At 57.0% G+C, this 19,267-nt stretch carries 18 protein-coding genes and 1 riboswitch; of the genes, 7 read left to right on the top strand and 11 right to left on the bottom strand.

What is annotated here, in order from left to right:
• The first annotated feature begins 39 nt into the window (after positions 1-39).
• Positions 40-4,263: a DNA-directed RNA polymerase subunit beta' gene (rpoC, locus tag B3X29_RS21935; protein ID WP_103177802.1), complete on the top strand. Its 4,224-nt coding sequence runs from the start codon at positions 40-42 to the stop codon at positions 4,261-4,263.
• 117 nt (positions 4,264-4,380) lie between these two features.
• Here rpoC and B3X29_RS21930 read toward each other — a convergent pair whose 3' ends face one another.
• The 9 genes from B3X29_RS21930 to rsd all read right to left on the bottom strand — a co-directional run bounded on the left by B3X29_RS21930 (position 4,381) and on the right by rsd (position 11,400).
• Positions 4,381-4,698, bottom strand: coding sequence for a PTS lactose/cellobiose transporter subunit IIA (locus tag B3X29_RS21930; protein ID WP_039028884.1), 318 nt, complete (start codon positions 4,696-4,698; stop codon positions 4,381-4,383).
• A gap of 3 nt (positions 4,699-4,701) precedes the next feature.
• Positions 4,702-5,007: a PTS sugar transporter subunit IIB gene (locus B3X29_RS21925; RefSeq protein ID WP_103177803.1), complete on the bottom strand. Its 306-nt coding sequence runs from the start codon at positions 5,005-5,007 to the stop codon at positions 4,702-4,704.
• A 290-nt stretch (positions 5,008-5,297) separates the two neighbouring features.
• Positions 5,298-6,431 carry a 2-iminoacetate synthase ThiH gene (gene thiH, locus B3X29_RS21920; protein WP_103177804.1) on the bottom strand — a complete coding sequence of 378 codons (1,134 nt, stop codon included), beginning with the start codon at positions 6,429-6,431 and terminating at the stop codon, positions 5,298-5,300.
• Positions 6,428-7,198 carry a thiazole synthase gene (gene thiG / locus B3X29_RS21915; RefSeq protein WP_159340493.1) on the bottom strand — a complete coding sequence of 257 codons (771 nt, stop codon included), beginning with the start codon at positions 7,196-7,198 and terminating at the stop codon, positions 6,428-6,430. The genes thiH and thiG overlap by 4 nt, the downstream gene beginning before the upstream one ends.
• A gap of 1 nt (position 7,199) precedes the next feature.
• Positions 7,200-7,400 carry a sulfur carrier protein ThiS gene (thiS, locus tag B3X29_RS21910; RefSeq protein WP_103177806.1) on the bottom strand — a complete coding sequence of 67 codons (201 nt, stop codon included), beginning with the start codon at positions 7,398-7,400 and terminating at the stop codon, positions 7,200-7,202.
• Positions 7,384-8,139 (bottom strand): HesA/MoeB/ThiF family protein, encoded by a 756-nt coding sequence (locus tag B3X29_RS21905; RefSeq protein ID WP_103177807.1) that lies wholly within the window; start codon positions 8,137-8,139, stop codon positions 7,384-7,386. The genes thiS and B3X29_RS21905 overlap by 17 nt, the downstream gene beginning before the upstream one ends.
• Positions 8,132-8,767: a thiamine phosphate synthase gene (thiE, locus tag B3X29_RS21900; protein WP_159340492.1), complete on the bottom strand. Its 636-nt coding sequence runs from the start codon at positions 8,765-8,767 to the stop codon at positions 8,132-8,134. The genes B3X29_RS21905 and thiE overlap by 8 nt, the downstream gene beginning before the upstream one ends.
• A complete protein-coding gene (gene thiC / locus B3X29_RS21895; RefSeq protein WP_159340491.1) occupies positions 8,767-10,662 on the bottom strand; it encodes a phosphomethylpyrimidine synthase ThiC in 1,896 nt (631 codons plus the stop codon). The genes thiE and thiC overlap by 1 nt, the downstream gene beginning before the upstream one ends.
• A 78-nt stretch (positions 10,663-10,740) precedes the next feature.
• Positions 10,741-10,849, bottom strand: a riboswitch (TPP riboswitch).
• A gap of 53 nt (positions 10,850-10,902) precedes the next feature.
• On the bottom strand, positions 10,903-11,400 hold the full coding sequence (gene rsd / locus B3X29_RS21890; protein ID WP_103825473.1) for a sigma D regulator: 498 nt from the start codon (positions 11,398-11,400) through the stop codon (positions 10,903-10,905).
• Between the two features lie 95 nt (positions 11,401-11,495).
• On the opposite strand from rsd, the gene nudC reads away from it, so the two are divergent.
• The 6 genes from nudC (at position 11,496) to B3X29_RS21860 (ending at position 15,850) form a co-directional block, all read left to right on the top strand.
• A complete protein-coding gene (gene nudC / locus B3X29_RS21885; RefSeq protein WP_103177811.1) occupies positions 11,496-12,269 on the top strand; it encodes an NAD(+) diphosphatase in 774 nt (257 codons plus the stop codon).
• Positions 12,270-12,309: 40 nt separating this feature from the next.
• The gene (gene hemE, locus B3X29_RS21880; RefSeq protein ID WP_159340490.1) at positions 12,310-13,374 is read left to right on the top strand and encodes a uroporphyrinogen decarboxylase; all 1,065 of its coding nucleotides are present in this window, start codon (positions 12,310-12,312) and stop codon (positions 13,372-13,374) included.
• Positions 13,375-13,383: 9 nt separating this feature from the next.
• Positions 13,384-14,055: a deoxyribonuclease V gene (gene nfi / locus B3X29_RS21875; protein WP_103177813.1), complete on the top strand. Its 672-nt coding sequence runs from the start codon at positions 13,384-13,386 to the stop codon at positions 14,053-14,055.
• Positions 14,056-14,096: 41 nt separating this feature from the next.
• Positions 14,097-14,687, top strand: a complete 591-nt coding sequence (locus tag B3X29_RS21870; RefSeq protein ID WP_103177814.1) for a YjaG family protein — start codon at positions 14,097-14,099, stop codon at positions 14,685-14,687.
• 186 nt (positions 14,688-14,873) lie between these two features.
• Positions 14,874-15,146 carry a nucleoid-associated protein HU-alpha gene (hupA, locus tag B3X29_RS21865; RefSeq protein WP_032615913.1) on the top strand — a complete coding sequence of 91 codons (273 nt, stop codon included), beginning with the start codon at positions 14,874-14,876 and terminating at the stop codon, positions 15,144-15,146.
• 11 nt (positions 15,147-15,157) lie between these two features.
• The gene (locus B3X29_RS21860) at positions 15,158-15,850 is read left to right on the top strand and encodes a DUF1481 domain-containing protein (RefSeq protein ID WP_103177815.1); all 693 of its coding nucleotides are present in this window, start codon (positions 15,158-15,160) and stop codon (positions 15,848-15,850) included.
• Between the two features lie 43 nt (positions 15,851-15,893).
• On the opposite strand, the gene purD is transcribed toward B3X29_RS21860, so the two are convergent.
• Together purD and purH are read right to left on the bottom strand one after the other, a co-directional pair.
• Positions 15,894-17,186 (bottom strand): phosphoribosylamine--glycine ligase, encoded by a 1,293-nt coding sequence (gene purD, locus B3X29_RS21855; protein ID WP_103177816.1) that lies wholly within the window; start codon positions 17,184-17,186, stop codon positions 15,894-15,896.
• A 15-nt stretch (positions 17,187-17,201) separates the two neighbouring features.
• Entirely contained in the window at positions 17,202-18,791 is a 1,590-nt protein-coding gene (gene purH / locus B3X29_RS21850) for a bifunctional phosphoribosylaminoimidazolecarboxamide formyltransferase/IMP cyclohydrolase (protein ID WP_159340489.1), read from the bottom strand.
• Between the last annotated feature and the right edge of the window lie 476 nt (positions 18,792-19,267).

Here is a 19,267-nt window from a genome sequence, read left to right as displayed (position 1 = left end):
CCGACACCAGATTGTGCTAACTCCGACGGGAGCAAATCCGTGAAAGACTTATTAAAGTTTCTGAAAGCGCAAACTAAAACCGAAGAGTTTGATGCGATCAAAATTGCTCTGGCCTCGCCAGACATGATCCGTTCATGGTCTTTCGGTGAAGTTAAAAAGCCGGAAACCATCAACTACCGTACGTTCAAACCTGAGCGTGACGGCCTTTTCTGTGCGCGTATTTTCGGGCCAGTAAAAGATTACGAGTGCCTGTGCGGTAAGTACAAGCGCCTGAAACACCGTGGTGTGATCTGTGAGAAGTGCGGCGTTGAAGTGACCCAGACTAAAGTGCGTCGTGAGCGCATGGGCCACATCGAGCTGGCGTCTCCGACTGCCCACATCTGGTTCCTGAAATCTCTGCCGTCCCGTATCGGCCTGCTGCTCGATATGCCACTGCGCGATATCGAACGTGTTCTTTACTTCGAATCCTATGTGGTTATCGAAGGCGGCATGACCAATCTGGAACGTAACCAGATCCTGACCGAAGAGCAGTATCTGGACGCGCTGGAAGAGTTCGGTGACGAATTCGACGCGAAGATGGGTGCGGAAGCGATCCAGGCCCTGCTGAAGAGCATGGATCTGGAGCAAGAGTGCGAGCAGCTGCGTGAAGAGCTGAACGAAACCAACTCCGAAACCAAGCGTAAAAAGCTGACCAAGCGTATCAAACTGCTGGAAGCGTTCGTTCAGTCTGGTAACAAACCAGAGTGGATGATCCTGACCGTTCTGCCGGTTCTGCCGCCAGATCTGCGTCCGCTGGTTCCGCTGGATGGTGGTCGTTTCGCGACGTCTGACCTGAACGATCTCTATCGTCGCGTCATTAACCGTAACAACCGTCTGAAACGTCTGCTGGATCTGGCTGCGCCAGATATCATCGTACGCAACGAAAAACGTATGCTGCAGGAAGCGGTAGATGCCCTGCTGGATAACGGTCGTCGCGGTCGTGCGATCACCGGTTCTAACAAACGTCCTCTGAAATCTTTGGCCGACATGATCAAAGGTAAGCAGGGTCGTTTCCGTCAGAACCTGCTCGGTAAGCGTGTTGACTACTCCGGTCGTTCTGTAATCACCGTAGGTCCATACCTGCGTCTGCATCAGTGCGGTCTGCCGAAGAAAATGGCGCTGGAGCTGTTCAAACCGTTCATCTACGGCAAGCTGGAACTGCGTGGCCTCGCCACCACCATCAAAGCCGCTAAGAAAATGGTTGAGCGTGAAGAAGCTGTCGTTTGGGATATCCTGGACGAAGTGATCCGCGAACACCCGGTACTGCTGAACCGTGCACCAACCCTGCACCGTCTGGGTATCCAGGCATTTGAGCCAGTACTGATCGAAGGTAAAGCTATCCAGCTGCACCCGCTGGTTTGTGCGGCCTATAACGCCGACTTCGATGGTGACCAGATGGCTGTTCACGTACCGCTGACGCTGGAAGCCCAGCTCGAAGCGCGTGCGCTGATGATGTCTACTAACAACATCCTGTCTCCAGCGAACGGTGAACCTATCATCGTTCCTTCTCAGGACGTTGTACTGGGTCTGTACTACATGACCCGTGACTGTGTTAACGCCAAAGGCGAAGGCATGGTGCTGACTGGCCCGAAAGAAGCTGAGCGTATTTATCGCGCTGGCCTGGCATCTCTGCATGCGCGCGTTAAAGTGCGTATCACCGAATATGAAAAAGATGAAAACGGCGAATTCGTTGCGAAAACCAGCCTGAAAGACACGACCATTGGCCGTGCCATTCTGTGGATGATCGTACCGAAAGGTCTGCCTTTCTCCATCGTCAACCAGGCGCTGGGTAAGAAAGCGATCTCCAAAATGCTGAACACCTGTTACCGCATTCTGGGTCTGAAGCCGACCGTTATCTTCGCTGACCAGACAATGTACACCGGCTTTGCTTATGCAGCGCGTTCAGGTGCATCTGTTGGTATTGATGACATGGTCATCCCAGAGAAGAAACACGAGATCATCTCTGAAGCGGAAGCTGAAGTTGCTGAGATCCAGGAGCAGTTCCAGTCTGGTCTGGTAACCGCAGGCGAACGCTATAACAAAGTTATCGATATCTGGGCAGCGGCGAACGATCGTGTATCCAAAGCGATGATGGACAACCTGCAGACTGAAACGGTAATCAACCGTGAAGGTAAAGAAGAGCAGCAGGTCTCCTTCAACAGCATCTACATGATGGCCGACTCCGGTGCGCGTGGTTCTGCAGCACAGATTCGTCAGCTGGCAGGTATGCGTGGTCTGATGGCGAAGCCAGATGGCTCCATCATCGAAACGCCAATCACCGCGAACTTCCGTGAAGGTCTGAACGTACTCCAGTACTTCATCTCCACGCACGGTGCGCGTAAAGGTCTGGCGGATACCGCACTGAAAACAGCTAACTCCGGTTATCTGACGCGTCGTCTGGTAGACGTTGCGCAGGACCTGGTTGTTACCGAAGACGATTGTGGCACCCTCGAAGGTATCACCATGACCCCGGTTATCGAGGGTGGTGATGTTAAAGAGCCGCTGCGCGATCGCGTACTGGGTCGTGTGACCGCGGAAGACGTTCTGAAGCCGGGCACTGCAGACATTCTGGTTCCACGTAACACCCTGCTGAACGAGCAGTGGTGTGATCTGCTGGAAGTGAACTCTGTTGACTCCGTGAAAGTACGTTCCGTTGTATCCTGTGACACCGACTTTGGTGTATGTGCGCACTGCTATGGTCGTGACCTGGCGCGTGGCCACATCATCAACAAAGGTGAAGCAATCGGTGTTATCGCGGCACAGTCCATCGGTGAACCGGGTACACAGCTGACGATGCGTACGTTCCACATCGGTGGTGCGGCATCTCGTGCGGCTGCTGAATCCAGCATCCAGGTGAAAAACAAAGGTAGCATCAAGCTCAGCAACGCGAAGTCGGTTGTGAACTCCAGCGGTAAACTGGTTATCACGTCCCGTAACACCGAGCTGAAACTGATCGACGAATTCGGTCGTACCAAAGAGAGCTATAAAGTGCCTTACGGTGCGGTAATGGCGAAAGGCGACGGCGAGCAGGTTGCAGGCGGCGAAACCGTAGCAAACTGGGATCCGCACACCATGCCGGTTATCACCGAAGTGGCGGGCTTCATTCGCTTTACCGATATGATCGACGGCCAGACGATTACTCGTCAGACCGACGAACTGACCGGTCTCTCTTCCCTGGTGGTTCTGGACTCTGCAGAACGTACCGCGGGTGGTAAAGATCTGCGTCCAGCACTGAAAATCGTTGATGCTAACGGCAACGACGTTCTGATCCCAGGCACCGATATGCCGGCTCAGTACTTCCTGCCAGGTAAAGCGATTGTCCAGCTGGAAGACGGTATTCAGATCGGCGCGGGTGATGCTCTGGCGCGTATTCCTCAGGAATCCAGCGGTACCAAAGATATCACCGGTGGTCTGCCGCGCGTTGCGGACCTGTTCGAAGCACGTCGTCCGAAAGAGCCGGCAATCCTGGCTGAAATCAGCGGTATTATTTCCTTCGGTAAAGAGACCAAAGGGAAGCGCCGTCTGGTGATCACGCCGCTGGATGGCAGCGATCCGTACGAAGAGATGATTCCAAAATGGCGTCAGCTCAACGTGTTTGAAGGTGAACGTGTAGAACGTGGTGACGTGGTTTCCGACGGTCCGGAAGCACCGCACGACATTCTGCGTCTTCGTGGCGTACACGCGGTAACGCGTTACATCACCAACGAAGTACAGGACGTTTACCGTCTGCAAGGCGTTAAGATCAACGATAAGCACATCGAAGTTATCGTTCGTCAGATGCTGCGTAAAGCCACCATCGTGAATGCCGGTAGCTCCGACTTCCTCGAAGGTGAGCAGGTTGAATACTCTCGCGTTAAGATTGCTAACCGCGATCTGGAAGCGAACGGCAAACTCAGTGCGACCTACGCACGCGATCTGCTGGGTATCACCAAAGCGTCTCTGGCAACCGAGTCCTTCATCTCCGCGGCATCGTTCCAGGAGACCACTCGTGTGCTTACCGAAGCAGCCGTTGCGGGCAAACGCGACGAACTGCGCGGTCTGAAAGAGAACGTTATCGTGGGTCGTCTGATCCCGGCGGGTACCGGTTATGCCTACCACCAGGATCGTATGCGCCGTCGCGCAGCGGGCGAAATCCCTGCTGCACCGCAGGTAACTGCTGAAGATGCCTCTGCCAGCCTGGCAGAGCTGCTGAACGCAGGCCTGGGCGGTTCTGACAACGAGTAATCGTTAAGTCAGCCCATTAAAAAACCCGCTTCGGCGGGTTTTTTTTTGTCTGATGTACGGCAGTCTGGTGCGGTTGTTGCCGGGTGGCGCTACGCTTACCCGGCCTACGGTTCGGTGTTAGTTCACCAGCGGCAAACGGCGATACAGCTCGATCATATCCCCGGCCAGATCCTGAATTACCATCGCGTTCATCAGGTGATCCTGCGAGTGAACGGTGATCAGATTTACCGGCAGCTTGCCGGTGCCTTCATCAAGACCAATCAATTTAGTCTGGATGGAATGCGCCTGTTTGACGAACTCCCGTGACTCTTCCATCGCTTTTTCAGCCTCGGCAAAATCACCTTTTCGCGCCATCTGCAGCGCGGTTAATGCTGAGCTACGGGCTGCACCGGCATTCACCAGCAGTTCCATAATAATCGTTTCTAAATCTTCCATGGCTCACTCCAGCAGTTTAAGGGCTTTTTCCAGTACGGCATCACCTTTCATCATGCCGTAATCCATCATGTCGATAACCGCGACCTTCTTACCCAGCGGTTCCGCCTGGGCCTGAAGATTATTCAGTTCATATTTGACCTGCGGGCCAAGCAACACAATGTCGGCTGCGGCGATTTCATCTTTAAACTCAGCAACCGGTACGGCTTTAATAGTTACGTCGACCCCTTTTTTCTGTGCGGCGTCTTTCATGCGTTGAACCAGCATGCTGGTGGACATTCCCGCTGCACAGCATAAAACGATGTTCTTCATAGTCAGCCCCAATGTACATGTGTTTATTGATAATTATCCCGCACTGTCCGTTACGACAACCGCATTACCGCGATTGTGTGTGAAGCATCACAAAGAAACCTGCATTTTCTGAAACCGGTTACAACTGTTACAGAATGGGGAAGGCAGGGCGAAACGAGGAAGAAGCTTTCCGCCCTGGTCAGCATCCTCTGCTGACGAAACAAGCGTAAAAATCCGGGCGCGTTACAGCAACGGCCCGTTGATGAGGTTACGTGACGCCTCGTAATAACTTCACCGGATTACCGTTTTTTTCAGCCTGATTGCGAGGCGCGTCCCAGCCAGCTGTCCCAGTCTTTCCAGACCGGCTGCAATCCCTGCAGACTGAGCGCCTCGGCGACAGCCTCCGGGCGACGGTTGTCGTGCGGCGCAAACTGCTCCAGCTCGGGATGATCATCGGCATAGCCGCCGGGCTGGGTTTTTGAAAAGGCGCTGACGTTATTAATCGCCAGAGGAATGACGCGATCGCGAAACGCGGGGGATTCCCGGGTGGAGAGCGACAGCTCCACCTCCGGTGCCAGCAGACGAAACGCGCAGATAGTCTGCACCAGCTGGCGTTCATCCATGATCGACGCGGGCTGGATCCCGCCGGCGCAGGGGCGCAGCCGGGGAAAAGAGATTGAATACCGGCTCTGCCAGTAGTGCTGCTGCAGCCACAGCAGATGTTCCGCCACCATAAAGTTATCGACGCGCCAGCTGTCGGAAAGCCCGGTTAGCGCCCCGAGGCCGATCTTATCGATCCCGGCGCGTCCCAGCCGATCCGGGGTCTCCAGCCGCCAGAAGAAATCCTGCTTTTTACCTTTCAGATGGTGCTGGGCGTATACCGTTTCATGGTAGGTCTCCTGATAGACCAGTACGCCGTCCAGCCCTAGCGTTTTCAGTTCGCCATATTCTGCTTCTGACAGCGGTTGTACTTCCATCTGCAACGAGGCGAACTGGCGGCGAATCGCCGGGATATGGCGGCGAAAATAGTCCATTCCGACCTTGGTCTGGTGCTCACCGGTGACCAGCAGCAGGTGCTCAAACCCCATCTCGCGGATCGCAGCGCACTCCCGGGCAATTTCGTTTTCATCCAGCGTTTTGCGCTTGATGTGGTTGCTCATGGAGAAGCCGCAGTAGGTGCAGTCGTTCGCGCAGAGGTTGGAGAGATAGAGCGGAACATAAAAGCTCACCGTGTTACCAAAGCGCTGGCGGGTCAGCCGCTGGGCTCGCTGCGCCATCGGCTCCAGATAGCCACTGGCGGCGGGGGAGAGCAGGGCCATCATATCTTCGCGGGTAAGCTGGCGGGCGTTTAACGCGCGCTCCACATCCGCAGGCGTTTTACTGTTGATGCGCAGGCGAATATCGTCCCAGTCGAGCTGGCGCCAGCGATCGGTAAAGGTTTTCATGATAACGCCTCCAGAAAGCCGGTTAACGGGCTGGTGGCATGGGCTTCAACGCTCCGGGCGCCGGGGCCAGACTGCCGTGCCAGCACGCCAGCCTCCACCGCCAGACGAAACGCCCGCGCCATCATCACCGGATCGTCCGCGACCGCAATGGCAGTGTTGACCAGTACGGCGTCGGCACCCATCTCCAGCGCCTGCGCGGCGTGGCTGGGTACGCCGATCCCGGCATCGACGATCACCGGCACGGTCGCCTGCTGAATAATGATCTCCAGCATCGCGCGGGTTTCCAGCCCCTGATTGGAGCCTATCGGTGCCCCGAGCGGCATCACTGCCGCACAGCCTGCCTCTTCGAGCCGTTTGCACAGCACCGGATCGGCGCCGCAGTAGGGCAGCACGGTGAACCCCTCTTTCACCAGCATCTCTGCCGCCTTTAGCGTCTCGATGGGATCGGGCAGCAGCCAGCGAGCGTCGGGATGAATCTCCAGTTTGAGCCAGTGCGTTCCCAGCGCCTCGCGCGCCAGTCGGGCCGCGAATAGCGCCTCTTCCGCGGTTTTGGCGCCGGAGGTATTGGGCAGCAGGCTGACGCCCGCCTCCAGCAGCGGCGCCAGAATGGCGTCGTTGTGATTACGCAGATCGACCCGCTTCATGGCCAGCGTCACCAGCTGGCTGCCGCTCTCCCGGATCGCGTCCACCATCAACTGCGGCGAGGCGAATTTTCCCGTGCCGGTAAACAGATGTGAATCAAAGGTTTTATCAGCAATACGTAACATCTCAGCCTCCGGCAATCACCTGAAAGAGCAGGATCTGATCGCCTTCGCGCACCTGCTGTTTTTCCCACTGCTCGCGCGGCAGGATCTGTTGATTCAGGGCCAGCGCGACCCCGGGTTTTAACTGGCATAGCTGGGAGAGCAGGGTGGCGACGGTCAATCCCTCCACGCACTGCATCGGTTCGTCATTAAACAGGATCCGCATGCCGCCCTCCACACACCTGGCATCCGCTGGCGTGCTGCAAAGCCAGCTGCCGCCAGCTTCCCGCCCGGGCGTCGAACAGGCGTAGCGTATTGCGCGTGGCCTCGATGCCGCTGAGCAGCTTGATCGCCTCCAGCGCCTGCAGGGTGCCCATCACGCCAACCACCGGCCCGACAATACCCGCGGTGCGGCAGTTACGCTGCGGCTCTTCATCATCCGGCCACAGGCAGCGGTAGCAGCCCTGGGTCCAGGGGGGCGTGAGCACCATCATCTGTCCGCCAAAGCCCACGGCGCTGGCGGTGATAAGTGGCGTATTGAGCATCACACAGGCGGCATTGATCGCCTGACGGGTAGCCATGTTATCGGTGCAGTCCAGCACCACGTCGGCGCGAGCAATCTCCTCCTGCAGCGCGCTGCCTGCCAGGCGGGTCTGCAGGGCGATCAGCCGGATGTCGGGATTAAGCTGCTGCAGGCGACGCTCTGTCACCTGCGCTTTTGGCTGGGCGATATCGTCGGTGGTAAAGAGGATCTGGCGCTGCAAATTACTCAGATGCACCTCATCATTGTCGGCCAGCACCAGGGTGCCGATCCCGGCGCCGGCCAGGTAGAGCGCCGCCGGGGCGCCTAACCCGCCCAGGCCGACCACCAGCACCCGGCTGGCGAGCAGCTTTTGCTGCCCGTCGATGGCGATATCTTCCAGCAGGATCTGGCGGCTGTAGCGCATAAAGTCACGGTCATTCATCGCCCGCCCCCGCCAGTTGCAATAGCTGTGTTGTCGCCGCCTGCCAGTCGTCGGCCTGAGTAATGGCGCTCACCACCGCGATGCTCCCTACACCGGTCGCCAGAACCGCGGGCGCGCGTTCGAGACTGATACCGCCGATGGCGACGGTGGGGTAATCCCCGAGCCGGTCGATATGGCGGGCCAGCTGTTCCAGCCCCTGCGGGGCCGATGGCATCTGCTTGGTTTGGGTCGGGAAAACGTGCCCCAGCGCGATGTAGGAGGGACGCGCCGCCAGCGCCACGTCGATCTCCATATCGTCGTGGGTCGACACGCCGAGACGCAACCCGGCAGCCCGAATGGCCTCAAGCTCGGTGGTCTCCAGATCCTCCTGGCCCAGATGGACACCGTAAGCCTGGTGCTTGATCGCCAGGCGCCAGTAGTCATTGATAAATAGGCGGGCGTCGTAGCGACGCCCCAGAGCAATGGCCGTGATGACGTCGGTTTCTACCTCATCGTCCTGTTTATCTTTAATGCGCAGCTGGATCGTCTTTACGCCCGCAGCGAGCAGGCGTTCGATCCACGCCACGCTGTCGACCACCGGATAGAGCCCCAGATGAAAGGGCACCGGCGGAAAGTTGGGTTGATACATTACGCCTCCTCTTTTTTGAGGTAGATTTCGCCGCCCCGGGCGCGGAAGGTTTCCGACATATCGGCCATGCCCACTTCGATGGTCTGCGCGGCGGCGTAGTCACGTACCTCCTGGCTGATTTTCATCGAGCAGAATTTTGGCCCGCACATGGAGCAGAAGTGCGCCACTTTGCCGGACTCCTGCGGCAGGGTTTCGTCGTGGTAGGCGCGGGCGGTGAACGGGTCGAGGGCGAGGTTGAACTGATCTTCCCAGCGGAACTCGAAGCGCGCTTTTGACATGGCGTTATCGCGGATCTGCGCCCCCGGATGGCCCTTCGCCAGATCGGCAGCGTGGGCGGCAATTTTGTAGGTGATCAGCCCCTGCTTTACATCCTCTTTGTTTGGCAGGCCGAGGTGCTCTTTCGGCGTGACGTAGCAGAGCATGGCGCAGCCGAACCAGCCGATCATCGCCGCGCCAATCCCCGAGGTGAAGTGGTCATAACCCGGTGCGATATCGGTGGTCAACGGCCCCAGGGTATAGAACGGCGCTTCGTGGCAGTGCTCCAGCTCTTCGGTCATGTTGCGGCGGATTATCTGCATCGGCACGTGGCCCGGGCCTTCGATCATCACCTGCACGTCATACTCCCAGGCGATTTTGGTCAGCTCGCCCAGGGTGTGCAGCTCGGCAAACTGCGCCTCGTCGTTGGCATCGCGAATGGAGCCCGGACGCAGGCCATCGCCCAGCGACAGCGACACGTCGTACGCGGCGCAGATCTCGCAGATTTCGCGGAAGTGTTCATAGAGGAAGTTTTCCCGATGGTGGGAGAGGCACCATTTCGCCATGATTGAACCGCCGCGGGAGACGATACCGGTCAGGCGCTTAGCCGTCATCGGCACGTAGCGCAGCAGCACGCCGGCGTGGATGGTGAAGTAGTCGACGCCTTGCTCGGCCTGCTCCAGCAGGGTATCCCGGAAGGCCTCCCAGGTGAGATCTTCGGCGATGCCGTTCACTTTCTCCAGCGCCTGGTAGATGGGCACCGTACCAATGGGCACCGGGCTGTTACGCAGGATCCACTCGCGGGTTTCGTGAATATAGCGCCCGGTAGAGAGGTCCATCACCGTGTCCGCGCCCCAGCGGGTCGACCAGACCAGTTTCTCCACCTCCTCTTCGATAGACGAGGTGACCGCTGAGTTACCGATGTTGGCATTCACTTTCACCAGGAAGTTACGGCCGATAATCATCGGCTCCGACTCCGGATGGTTAATGTTGGCCGGGATAATGGCGCGCCCGGCAGCGACTTCGTCACGGACAAACTCCGGGGTGATGTTCTCCGGCAGGCGGGCACCAAACCCTTCGCCCGGATGCTGGTGGCGCAGCACGTCGGTACGGATGCGCTCGCGGCCCATGTTTTCGCGAATGGCGATAAACTCCATCTCCGGGGTTACGATCCCCTGACGGGCGTAGTGCAGCTGGGTGACGCATTTGCCCGCTCTGGCACGTTTCGGCGTAAGAAGGCCGGTGAAGCGCAGCTCGTCCAGACCATCATCGGCCAGGCGCTCCCGGGTGTAAGCTGAGCTTTGTTCGGTTAGCGCTTCGCAATCGTTACGTGCGTCAATCCAGGGTTGGCGCAGTTTCGCCAGCCCCTGCTGCACGTTGATGGTTATCGCCGGATCGCCGTACGGGCCGGACGTGTCGTAGACCGGCACTGCTTCGTTCTCTTCAAACTGGGGAGCCTCTTTGCTGCCGCCGACGAGCGTCGGACTGAGCTGGATCTCGCGCATGGGCACGCGAATATCCTCCCGGGAGCCGGTCAGATAGATGCGTTTTGAGTTAGGGAAAGCGGTGCCTTCCAGGGTGTCGATAAAGTGTTGGGCTTGTGCGCGCTGTTCGCGGCGGGTCAATTTTGTGGCAGACATAGCTCGTTCCAGAAAGTGAGGAAGTGGCTTGTCAGACGACGGATGAAGCAAGAGAGGATCGCCCGGCGGCGATACATGAACAGATTGACTCTTGTTCCCTTCGCAGGTTTTAACCTGATCAGGTTCCGCGGATCCCGAATTAACGGTCTCAGCCCGGCTTTCGCACTGGGCACTCCGACAAGAATGTGCTCCCCTACAGCGGGAGCAGTAAATGTAAATTACGCGTTAACGATAAATAACTCAAGCCGGTCGGGCGACGTTATCTTCGTTACTCGCTTTCAAATTGTGATCCAGCGCAAGGGCGATCAGGTTGTCTTCCAGCGTAAACCGCTGCTCCAGCGCCTCGCCGATATCAGAGAGGGCCTGCTGAAATTCCAGATAATTATCCTGATCGATGGCATTCTCGAGCGTGGAGTCGTAATAATCCATGATTTGCTGGGTATTGGCTTCCAGCAGAGGATAGAGTTTGGTGGCCGCTAAAAACGGGCTGTTACCTTCCATTTCACCGATAATACGCTCATAAATATTGAAATGGCCGTTAGAAAGGTAATCGACCAGGCTCTGACAGAAATCGTCCAGCGCTTTTTCGTTCAGGCGCATATAGGACTCTTTGCCCGGTTTAATGCCAACAAGGTTGTAGTAGGCAACAAGCAGATGTTTCCGCACGTGCAGCCAGCGATCGACCAGGTTGTTACATCCGCCAACGCGTTCTGTCAGGTTTTCTAGCTGGTTTAGCATGTTTGACTCCGCAAGGTTAAGATTAAATTCTGCCCGCCCAAAATGTAATAGTATTGTTACCAACATGCCTGTGAAGCAAAGGTAGTGCAATAGATATGGATCGTATAATTGAAAAATCGGATCGCGGCTGGTGGTTAGTCAGCCATGAACAAAAATTATGGTTGCCCGGTGGTGAATTACCACATGGCGAGGCCGGAAATTTCGATCTTGCGGGTCAACCCGCACTTAATATCGGGGAGTGGCAGGGCGATCCTGTGTGGTTGATCCAACAAAATCGCCGTCACGATATGGGATCGGTACGCCAGGTGCTCGATCTCGATGTGGGTCTGTTCCAGCTGGCCGGGCGTGCTGTGCAGTTGGCCGAGTTTTATCGCTCGCATAAATACTGCGGCTACTGTGGTCACACCATGCACCCAAGCAAAACCGAGTGGGCCATGCTCTGCGGCCACTGCCGCGAACGTTACTACCCGCAAATCGCGCCGTGCATCATCGTCGCCATTCGTCGTGAAGAGACCATCCTGCTGGCGCAACACACGCGTCATCGTAACGGGGTGCATACCGTGCTGGCCGGGTTTGTCGAAGTGGGCGAAACGCTGGAGCAGGCTGTCGCCCGGGAAGTGATGGAAGAGAGCGGCATCAAGGTGAAGAACCTGCGCTATGTCACCTCCCAGCCCTGGCCGTTCCCGCAGTCGTTGATGACCGCTTTTATGGCCGAATATGACAGCGGCGAGATCGTCATCGACCCGAAAGAGCTGCTGTCAGCCGACTGGTATCGCTACGACGATTTACCGCTGCTCCCGCCGCCAGGCACCGTGGCGCGTCGCCTGATAGAAGATACCGTGGCAATGTGTCGGGCCGACTATGAATGACGTGATACACTGGGGACAAGACGCTTAAGGAACTGCAAAAATGACCGAACTGAAGAACGATCGTTATCTGCGTGCGCTGCTGCGCCAACCCGTTGATGTCACCCCGGTATGGATGATGCGCCAGGCGGGTCGCTATCTACCGGAATATAAAGCCACCCGGGCGCAGGCAGGCGATTTCATGTCCCTGTGCAAAAACGCGGAGCTGGCCTGTGAGGTAACGCTTCAGCCGCTGCGCCGCTACCCGCTGGACGCGGCGATCCTCTTCTCCGACATCCTGACCATCCCGGACGCGATGGGGCTTGGCCTGTACTTCGAAACCGGCGAAGGCCCGCGCTTTAGCTCGCCGATTAAGAGCAAAGCGGAGATCGACAACCTGCCTGTCCCGGACCCGGAGCAGGAACTCGGTTATGTGATGAACGCGGTGCGCACCATTCGCCGCGAGCTGAAAGGCGACGTGCCGCTGATTGGGTTCTCCGGCAGCCCGTGGACCCTGGCGACCTACATGGTCGAAGGGGGCAGCAGCAAAGCCTTTACCGTGATCAAGAAGATGATGTACGCCGATCCGCTGGCGCTCCATGCTCTGCTCGACAAGCTGGCGAAAAGCGTCACCCTCTATCTGAATGCCCAGATCAAAGCGGGCGCTCAGTCGGTGATGATCTTCGACACCTGGGGTGGGGTACTGACGGGTCGCGACTATCAGCAGTTCTCGCTCTACTACATGCATAAAATCGTTGATGGCCTGCTGCGTGAAAACGAAGGCCGTCGCGTGCCGGTAACGCTGTTCACCAAAGGCGGCGGCCAGTGGCTGGAGGCGATGGCAGAAACCGGCTGTGATGCGCTGGGCCTCGACTGGACCACCGATATTGCCGATGCCCGCCGCCGCGTGGGTGACAAAGTCGCCCTGCAAGGCAACATGGATCCGTCTATGCTGTATGCTCCGGCCGCCCGAATTGAAGATGAAGTCGCGACCATTTTGGCGGGCTTCGGTCAGGGCGAGGGCCATGTCTTTAACCTGGGGCACGGTATTCATCAGGATGTACCGCCAGAGCATGCAGGCGTGTTTGTGGAGGCGGTGCACCGACTTTCTGCCCAGTACCACCCGTAAGGAGTCGTTATGGATCTTGCGTCACTTCGCGCTCAACAACTTAAACTCGCTGCGTCTGTATCCCGTGAGGATCGTCTGGATAAAGACCCACCCTCGCTGATTGCGGGGGCCGATGTGGGGTTTGAGCAGGGGGGAGAGGTGACGCGGGCGGCGATAGTGCTGCTGACGTACCCCGACCTGGAACTGGTTGAGTATCAGGTGGCGCGGATCGCCACTACCATGCCGTATATCCCCGGCTTCCTCTCTTTTCGTGAATATCCCGCGCTGCTGGCGGCGTGGGATCAGCTCTCGCAAAGACCCGATCTGCTGTTCGTTGACGGGCATGGCATCTCCCACCCGCGCCGTCTCGGCGTCGCCAGCCATTTTGGGCTGCTGGTGGATGTCCCGACCATCGGCGTGGCGAAAAAACGCCTCTGCGGTAAGTTTGATCCCCTGTCGCCCGAACCCGGCGCGCTGGCACCGTTAATGGATAAAGGCGAACAGCTGGCGTGGGTCTGGCGCAGCAAAGCCCGGTGTAATCCACTGTTCGTCGCCACCGGCCATCGCGTCAGTACCGACACCGCGCTGGCGTGGGTGCAGCGCTGTATGCGGGGCTACCGGCTACCGGAGCCGACCCGCTGGGCCGATGCGGTAGCGTCCGGGCGTCCGGCGTTTGTTCGTTGGCAGGAAATTCAGCGCTGAATCAGGTAAACTGCGGCCAATTTTCGATTCGAGACATCATCATGTTACAAAACCCGATTCACCTGCGCCTTGAGAAGCTGGAAAGCTGGCAGCACGTCACATTTATGGCCTGTCTGTGCGAACGTATGTATCCGAACTATGCCATGTTCTGCAAGCAGACCGAATTTGGTGATGGTCAACTCTATCGTCGTATTCTCGATCTGGTGTGGGAAACGCTGACGGTTAAAGATGCGAAGGTAAACTTCGACTCCCAGCTCGATAAGCTGGAAGAGGCGATCCCGGTTGCCGATGACTATGATGTCTATGGCGTCTATCCGGCAATTGATGCCTGTGTAGCGCTAAGTGAACTGATTCACTCGCGTCTGAGTGGTGAAACGCTGGAACATGCCATCGAAGTCAGTAAGGCCTCTATTACTACCGTAGCGATGCTGGAGATGACCCAGGAAGGGCGTGAAATGACCGATGAAGAGCTCCGTCTGAACCCGGCCATTGAGCAGGAATGGGACATCCAGTGGGAAATTTTCCGTTTGCTGGCGGAGTGCGAAGAACGCGATATCGAGCTGATTAAAGGTCTACGCGCAGACTTGCGTGAGGCAGGCGAGAGTAACATTGGTATAAATCTTAACCAGTGAGACAACAAAACGTGATTTAACGCCTGTTTTGTCATGCCTCTACTCTTCCCTTCTGCCCCCCGTCTGGTCTACATTTGGGGGGCGAAAAAAAGTGGCTATCGGTGCGTGTATGCAGGAGAGTGCTTTTTTGGCATTTTCGTCGCACTCGATGCTTAGCAAGCGATAAACACATTGAAAGGATAACTTATGAACAAGACTCAACTGATTGATGTAATTGCGGACAAAGCTGACCTGTCTAAAGTACAGGCTAAAGCTGCTCTGGAATCCACCCTGGCTGCAATTACTGAGTCTCTGAAAGAAGGCGATGCTGTACAACTGGTAGGTTTCGGTACCTTCAAAGTGAACCACCGCGCTGAGCGTACTGGCCGCAACCCGCAGACCGGTAACGAAATCAAAATCGCTGCAGCTAACGTGCCAGCATTTGTTTCTGGCAAAGCACTGAAAGACGCAGTTAAGTAAGCCGCGTAGCAGTGAACAGTTTTATCGAGGGGGCGGTTTCGCCCCTTTTGTCTGTCTGGCGCCAGGTGACGGTGCTGGCAGGCATATTTGTATTAACCGCCTGTAGCCATGACTCCTCCCTGCCGCCTTTTACCGCCAGCGGCTACGCTGACGATCAGGGCGCGGTACGCGTCTGGCGTAAAGATTCAGATGACGAAGTGCATCTCCTCTCCGCGTTTAGCCCCTGGCACAGCGGCAGTACCACCACCAGTGAATATCGCTGGCAGGGCGATACGCTCGTCTGGATCGACGTAAACATCTACAGCAAAGTCCCCGAGCATGTGCGGGTACGCTTTGACGACCACGGTGAGCTGAGCTTTATGCAGCACGAAACCGGTGGCCTTAAACAGCAACTCTCTACCGATCAAATCGAGCTTTACCGCTACCGCGCCGCGCAGATTCGCCAGACCAGCGACGCGCTGCGACAGGGAAGGGTCGTGCTACATCAGGGGCGCTGGCATGTTGACGGCTCCGTGACAACGTGTGAAGGCCAGACCCTGAAGCCGGATCTCGATAGCTGGGCAACGGAACATATTGCACGCCGGCAGAGTCACTCCTCCATGGCAGTGAGCGTGGCGTGGCTGGAAGCGCCTGAAGGATCACAGCTGCTGCTGGTGGCGAACGAAGATTTTTGTACCTGGCAGCCGACAGAGAAGAGTTTCTGAAAATCCCCCTCCCTTGCGGGAGAGGGACTGGTGAAGGGGGGAGTTACTTCCCTTGCTCGCGCGCAATGGCGCGGTAACCAATATCGTTACGGCTGAAGCTACCGTTCCAGTGAATATCCGCCATCAGGGCATAGGCGCGTTGCTGCGCTTCTGCGACGGTGTTGCCCAGCGCCGTGGCGCACAGGACGCGGCCACCGTTAGTCAGCACGCGTTCGTCATCGGAGAGCTTAGTCCCCGCATGGAATACCTTCGCGCCTTCGATGGCTTCCAGCGGCAGGCCGTGGATCTCATCGCCGGTGTTGTAGTTGCCCGGATAACCGCCCGCCGCAATTACCACGCCCAGAGAAGCACGCTCATCCCACTCCGAGCGCTTTTCGTCCAGCTTGCCTTCGCAGGCCGCCAGGCACAGCTCCACCAGATCGGATTTCATGCGCAGCATGATTGGCTGCGTTTCTGGGTCGCCAAAGCGGCAGTTGAACTCGATAACCTTCGGGTTGCCCTGTTTGTCGATCATCAGGCCAGCATAGAGGAAACCAGTGTAGGTATTGCCTTCCGCCGCCATTCCTTTAACGGTAGGCCAGATGATGCGGTCCATGGTGCGCTGGTGAACTTCATCCGTCACCACAGGAGCAGGGGAGTAAGCCCCCATCCCGCCGGTATTCGGGCCGGTATCGGCATCGCCAACGCGCTTATGATCCTGGCTGGTGGCCATCGGCAGCACATGCTCGCCGTCGACCATGACGATAAAGCTCGCCTCTTCGCCATCAAGAAACTCTTCGATAACGATACGGTGGCCTGCATCACCAAAAGCGTTACCTGCCAGCATATCCTGAACGGCAGCTTCTGCTTCTTCGAGCGTCATCGCCACGATAACGCCTTTACCCGCTGCCAGACCGTCGGCTTTGATCACAATCGGCGCGCCTTTTTCACGTAAGTAGGCCAGCGCGGGCTCCACTTCGGTGAAGTTCTGATATTCCGCGGTCGGAATGTTGTGACGCGCGAGGAAATCTTTGGTGAAGGCTTTGGAGCCTTCGAGCTGCGCGGCGCCTTCGGTCGGGCCGAAGATGGTCAGGCCCGCGGCACGGAATGCGTCTACCACGCCAATGACCAGCGGCGCTTCCGGACCCACAATGGTCAGATCGATTTTTTCACTCTGGGCAAAGCTCAGCAGCGCCGGGATATCGGTTACGCCGATAGCGACGTTCTGCAGGGTAGGCTCCAGGGCGGTACCGGCGTTACCCGGTGCCACAAAGACGGTTTCAACCTGCGCAGACTGCGCCGCTTTCCACGCCAGGGCGTGCTCGCGCCCGCCGTTACCAATCACTAATACTTTCATTCTCTGCTCCGGGAATTAATGGCGGAAATGACGCATGTCGGTGAAGATCATCGCGATGCCATGTTCATCGGCGGCGGCAATGACTTCGTCGTCGCGGATTGAGCCGCCAGGCTGGATCACGCAGGTGATGCCCACTGCCGCAGCTGCATCGATACCGTCACGGAACGGGAAGAACGCGTCGGACGCCATGGCGGAGCCTTTAACTTCCAGACCTTCGTCGCCCGCTTTAATCCCGGCGATTTTCGCAGAGTAAACGCGGCTCATCTGGCCCGCGCCTATACCGATGGTCATGTTCTCTTTCGCATAGACGATGGCGTTGGATTTCACGAACTTCGCCACTTTCCAGCAGAACAGCGCGTCACGCAGCTCCTGCTCCGTAGGCTGACGTTTGGTGACGACACGCAGATCTTTCTCGCTGACCATGCCCAGGTCACGATCCTGAACCAGCAGGCCACCGTTCACACGCTTGAAGTCGAGACCCGGAACGCGTTCCGCCCACTGACCGCAGACCAGCACGCGCACGTTCTGTTTTGTCGCGGTGATTTTCAGGGCGTCTTCGGTGGCCGAAGGGGCAATAATCACTTCAACAAACTGACGGGAGATGATCGCCTGAGCGGTTTCGGCATCCAGCTCGCGGTTAAACGCGATAATGCCGCCAAACGCTGAGGTCGGGTCAGTTTTGTACGCACGATCGTAAGCATCCAGAATAGAGGTGCTTACCGCGACGCCGCATGGGTTCGCATGCTTCACGATAACGCAGGCGGGCTCGCTGAACTCTTTCACGCACTCCAGTGCCGCGTCGGTATCCGCAATGTTGTTATAGGAGAGTGCTTTACCCTGCACCTGCTGCGCAGTGGCAACGGAGGCTTCTTTTACCTCTTCTTCTATATAGAAGGCAGCCTGCTGGTGGCTGTTCTCGCCGTAGCGCATATCCTGCTTCTTAATGAAGTTGAGGTTTAAGGTGCGGGAGAAGCGACCAGAGGGATCTTTGCTTTCGCCATGGTAGGCAGGGACCAGACTACCGAAGTAGTTGGCGATCATGCTGTCGTAAGCGGCGGTATGTTCAAAGGCCTTAATGGCGAGGTCGAAACGGGTCTCGAGATTCAGTGAGCCTTCGTTGGCATCCATCTCTTTAATAATGGCGTCGTAGTCGCTGCTCTTTACGACGATGGCCACATCCTTATGGTTCTTGGCGGCGGAGCGCACCATGGTCGGCCCACCGATATCGATATTCTCTACCGCATCCTCCAGAGAGCAGCCTTCACGGGCAACGGTCTGGGCGAATGGATAAAGGTTAACAACCACCATGTCGATTGGCGCAATCCCGTGCTGATCCATAATGCCGTCATCCTGACCGCGACGTCCCAGAATGCCGCCGTGGACTTTCGGGTGCAGGGTTTTGACGCGTCCATCCATCATTTCCGGGAAGCCGGTGTAATCAGACACTTCGGTTACCGGCAGGCCTTTATCTGCTAACAGGCGAGCAGTACCGCCTGTGGACAGCAGCTCTACGCCACGTGCAGAAAGTGCCTGAGCGAATTCAACGATACCGGCTTTATCAGAAACACTGAGCAGAGCGCGGCGGATTGGACGACGTTGTTGCATGGTAAATCCCCTGGATTTGACGATTACAGAGAGCGTTAGGTGAATTTTCCCGATAAAAACTCAACTAACACACCTGGCGGGGCGCTTTATTTAGCGCGAGCATTTTAACGAAAACGTTTGCGCAACGCTCGCACATTTTCACTTTTTCGTCACGTTGTGGATAAGTCTGTGTGTAATCAGGTATAAGGCGGGCTTTTGCTGGGGAATGCAGCAGTCAGTCATTTTTATGTCATTTAAGGGTTGCGGGCGGCGGAGAACTCCCTATAATGCGCCTACACTGACACGGAACAACGGCAAGCAAGAAGCCGGGTATACGGGGTTCAGAGATGAATACCCGGCAGAGAAAAGAGCGAAATAATCGCTTGAATCTGAATGAGGAAAACGTAATATACGGGACCTCGCAACGGTGAGAGATAGCAGCGTAGCACTACTTTTTAATAATTTAGCAGACAATCTGAGTGGGTACTTAAAGTGAC

Origin of the sequence: Leclercia sp. UBA5076 (assembly GCF_002416465.1) — a bacterium.
In the GTDB taxonomy this organism is placed as follows: Bacteria; Pseudomonadota; Gammaproteobacteria; order Enterobacterales; family Enterobacteriaceae; genus Enterobacter.
This window is presented reverse-complemented; position numbering and strand designations above follow the sequence as displayed.